The following is a 3,708-nucleotide window of genomic DNA, read 5'->3' as shown; positions in this document are numbered from 1 at the left end:
CGCCCGAATCTCCGCCGGGAAGTTCGGCAACGTCGCCAGATCATTGCCGAACGCCGCCGCCTCCGAGGTGAACCTGTCACCGGTCAGCTGCATACCGTCACCGGAGTCACCGGCGAACCGGATCACCACCCGGTCCAGCTTGCGCAGCTCGGTCGGCCGACTGCCCCCTAGGTCGCCGTTACCCCCGTCCAGATCACCATCCATCGTGGTGCTCATGGCCTGTCGATCCCTCTCTGGGACAGCTCAGGATGCTCGCTGCCCACCTTCTTCCAGCCTAGCCCCGCCCATCGGCTGCGTTCCGTTCGTCCTTAGGTACAACGCATCGCGATCCGCGACCGTTCTCCGGACACGCAGCTAGTCCACATCGTGGGCATACGGTAGGCACCACAGCGCGGATCACCCCGCTGACGCGGCGCAGATCACATACCCAATTGTGGACCTTCCCGAGGGATGGGACAGGACAACCGGGTCAGGTTGACCGGGAGATCTTTTCCCGCATGGCGGCGAGCAACTCTGTGAACGCCGGGCCCGCCATCGACGTGAGCTGGGCCACAAGCTCGGTCTCCACCGCGGCGGCGTGCTCGGTGAGCGTCGAGGTCGTGCGCAACGTGCGCTTGGTGGCCAGGACCAACTCCCGGGGCGCCGCCACCGCCGGGGCGGCCAGGTTCACCGCGGCGGTCACCAGCGCGTCGTGGTCACCGTCGACCGTTCGCAGCGCCAGGCCGGTCCGTTCGGCCGTCGCGGCATCCGCCGTCTGGCCGAGCACGGTCATCGCCATCGCGGTCTGCGGCCCGACGATCCGCTGCAGCATCCAGGTCATGCCGCCGCCCGGGTGCAGGCCCAGCTGCAGGAACCGCGCGTCGAACCGGGCGCGCGGGCCGACCAGGCGGACGTCGCAGGCCAGCGCGAGGTTCAGCCCGGCGCCGACCGCCGCGCCACCGACCGCCGCGATCGTCGGCAGGGCGCAGTGGGCGACGGCGAGGAAGCCGGCGTAGATCGCGCGCAGCCCCTGCTCGTGCGCCTCGCCGAGCGCGGTCAGGTCCGCCCCCGCGCAGAACGCGGGCGGCGCGCCGGTCACCACCACGGCGCTGATCGTCTCGTCCGCCTCGCACTCGGCCACCAACTCGGCCAGCCGCGCGGAACTGGGCAGGGTCAGGGCGTTGCGCCGGTTCGGGTCGTTGAGCGTGATCACCCCGACGCCGTCGCGTCGCTCGAGCAGCACCGAGTCCGTCTCCACGCCGCCTAGCTTATGGGTGTGTCGCTGCCCGGCGGCCCCGGCGCGGTCGAACGCTCCAGCAGGGTGGACAGCACCACCGTCGACTCCGTGCGGTCGATCATGTCCACCGCCCGCAGGTGCTCCAGCGCGTCCTCGAGGTGGTGGATGTTCGCCGCCCGCAGGTGCACCACGGCGTCGGCGGAACCGGAGACGGTGTAGGCCGCGATCACCTCGGGCAGCGGCTCGAGCCGGGCGCGGATCCGGTCCGGGCTGACGTTGCCGCGGCAGTGCACCTCGACGAAGGCCTCGGTGCCCCAGCCCAGCGCCTCCGGGTTCACCACGGCGGTGAAGCCACGCAGCACGCCGGTGTCCAGCAGCCGGTCCACCCGGCGCTTGACCGCGGGGGCGGACAGGCCCACCACCTTGCCGATCTCGGCATAGCTCGATCGGGCGTTGGCCACCAGTTGCGCAATGATTCGCTGGTCAATCGTATCCACACGCAACATTCTGCACGAATAGAGACCAATCTGCGATATTGATCGCCGGTCAGGGCCGCCCATACATTGTTTTCATGACGACCGTCCCCCTCTCCGGCGCCGGCTACCAGCCTGCGCACAGCGCTTCGATCGTCATCCCGGTGGAGGAGCGGGTGCCGACCCGCCGGCGGTACCTGATGTGCCCGCCGCGGTACTTCACCGTGGAGTACTCGATCAACCCGTGGATGGACCCCGACCAGCCGGTCGACACCGACCTGGCGATGGCGCAGTGGACCGCGCTGCGGGACGCCTACACGGAGCTCGGCCACACCGTCGAGGTCATCGAGCCGCAGCCGGGCCTGCCGGACATGGTGTTCGCGGCCAACTCCGGCACCGTGGTGGACGGCCGGGTGCTCGGCGCCCGGTTCCGCGCCCCGCAGCGCGCCGCCGAGGCCGACCACTTCCGCCGCTGGTTCCTCGATCACGACTACCACGACGTGGTCATGCCCACCGCGATCAACGAGGCCGAGGGCGACTTCGCCTGGACCGGCGGGCTGCTGCTGGCCGGAACCGGGTTCCGCACCGACCCGCAGGCGCACGCCGAGGCGCAGGAGGTGCTCGGCGTGCCGGTGGTCTCGCTGCGGCTGGTGGATCCGCGCTACTACCACCTGGACACCGCGCTGTTCGTGCTCACCGAGAGCGGCCCGGAGCAGACCGCCCGGGTCGCCTACTACCCCGAGGCGTTCTCGCCGGGCTCCCAGCGGGTGCTGCGCCGGCTGTTCCCGGACGCAGTCATCGCCACCGCCGACGACGCCGGCTGCCTGGGCCTCAACGGTGTCTCCGACGGCCGCAACGTGGTCCTGCCCACCGAAGCCAAGCAGCTTGCCGACGAGCTGGCCCTGCAGGGCTACCACCCGGTCCTGGTCGACATCTCCGAGCTGCGCAAGGCCGGCGGCGGCCCCAAGTGCTGCACCCTGGAGATCAGAGATTAAAGCTGGGCCGCCTCCGGGATCACCCGCTCGCCCATGATCTCCAGCGGGGTGATCCGCCAGACGTCGGCGACCGAGCCGACCGCGGTGGTGAAACCCAGCTCGGCGAACCGGCCGAGCGCGTCCAGCACCTTGCCCACCTCGGAACCGTTCTCGCCGACGTCGAACGGGTAGTAGACGGTCTTCTCGATCGTGTCGTAGTCCCGGCCCTCCCGGGCGCAGTGCTCGCGCAGCACGTCGAGCTTGTGCGCCAGCTCCGGCGAGGGGAACAGGTTGCAGGCGTCGGCGTACTTCGCCACCAGCCGCAGCGTCTTGCGCTCGCCGCCACCCCCGATCATGATCGGCGGGTGCGGCGCGGTCAGCGGCGCCGGCACGTTCAGCGGCCGCTCCAGCTGGTAGTGCTTGCCCTGGAACGGGGTCTCGTCGTCGGACCACATGCGCAGGCAGATCTGCAGCGTCTCCTCCAGCCGCTCGAAGCGCTCGGCCAGCGGCGGGAACGGAACGCCCAGCCCGCGCGCCTCCTCCTCGTGCCACGCCGCGCCGATGCCGAGCATGGCCCGGCCGCCGGACAGCACGTCCAGGGTGCTGATGATCTTCGCGAGGATCCCGGGGTGCCGGTACACCACGCCGGTGATCACCGTGAGCAGCTTGGCCCGGTTCGTGTGTGCCGCCAGGAAACCGAGCGTGGTGTACGCCTCCAGCATGTCGTGCTCGGTCGGGCCGACCACGCCGATCTGGAAGAAGTGGTCCATCACCGCGAGCAGCTCGAACCCGGCGTCGTCGGCGGTGCGGGCGATCGTGGCCAGCTCGCCACCCATCGCCGCCGGACCGTTGGGCCAGGTGAAGTCGGGAATCTGCAAACCAATGCGCATGCCGCAAGCCTAGGCAGTGCCCGCGCGTGAATTTCCGCTCAGCGCACCAGCATCGTCAACGCGTCGGCGAAGGCGGTGCCGCCGGTGCCGCCGGTGGCCAGCCGGCGCAGCTGCAGCCCGGCCACCAGGGCGACCACCGGCCCGGCCAGCCGGTG

General features: G+C 70.6%; 4 protein-coding genes and 2 pseudogenes. 1 reads left to right on the top strand and 5 read right to left on the bottom strand.

All coding sequences use genetic code 11. The features are described 5' to 3' along the window. The 3 genes and pseudogenes from VFO68_RS00210 to VFO68_RS00200 form a co-directional block, all read right to left on the bottom strand. Positions 1-216, bottom strand: a pseudogene (locus VFO68_RS00210) (2-oxoglutarate ferredoxin oxidoreductase subunit alpha); the annotation flags it as partial. A 253-nt stretch (positions 217-469) separates the two neighbouring features. Then, positions 470-1,237, bottom strand: a complete 768-nt coding sequence (locus VFO68_RS00205; protein WP_325156040.1) for an enoyl-CoA hydratase — start codon at positions 1,235-1,237, stop codon at positions 470-472. 5 nt (positions 1,238-1,242) lie between these two features. After that, complete coding sequence (locus VFO68_RS00200; protein ID WP_325156039.1) at positions 1,243-1,713, bottom strand: Lrp/AsnC family transcriptional regulator; 471 nt, start codon at positions 1,711-1,713, stop codon at positions 1,243-1,245. Between the two features lie 74 nt (positions 1,714-1,787). Between VFO68_RS00200 and ddaH the strand changes: the two genes are divergently transcribed. Continuing rightward, positions 1,788-2,684: a dimethylargininase gene (gene ddaH / locus VFO68_RS00195; protein WP_349256573.1), complete on the top strand. Its 897-nt coding sequence runs from the start codon at positions 1,788-1,790 to the stop codon at positions 2,682-2,684. On the opposite strand, the gene VFO68_RS00190 is transcribed toward ddaH, so the two are convergent. Further along, positions 2,681-3,553, bottom strand: coding sequence for an LLM class F420-dependent oxidoreductase (locus VFO68_RS00190; RefSeq protein WP_325156038.1), 873 nt, complete (start codon positions 3,551-3,553; stop codon positions 2,681-2,683). The genes ddaH and VFO68_RS00190 overlap by 4 nt on opposite strands. Positions 3,554-3,591: 38 nt before the next feature. Beyond that, positions 3,592-3,708 (bottom strand): annotated as a pseudogene (locus tag VFO68_RS34205) (TetR/AcrR family transcriptional regulator); the annotation flags it as partial.

This window comes from Actinophytocola sp., assembly GCF_035712165.1.
GTDB lineage: Bacteria > Actinomycetota > Actinomycetes > Mycobacteriales > Pseudonocardiaceae > DASYTH01.
This window is presented reverse-complemented; position numbering and strand designations above follow the sequence as displayed.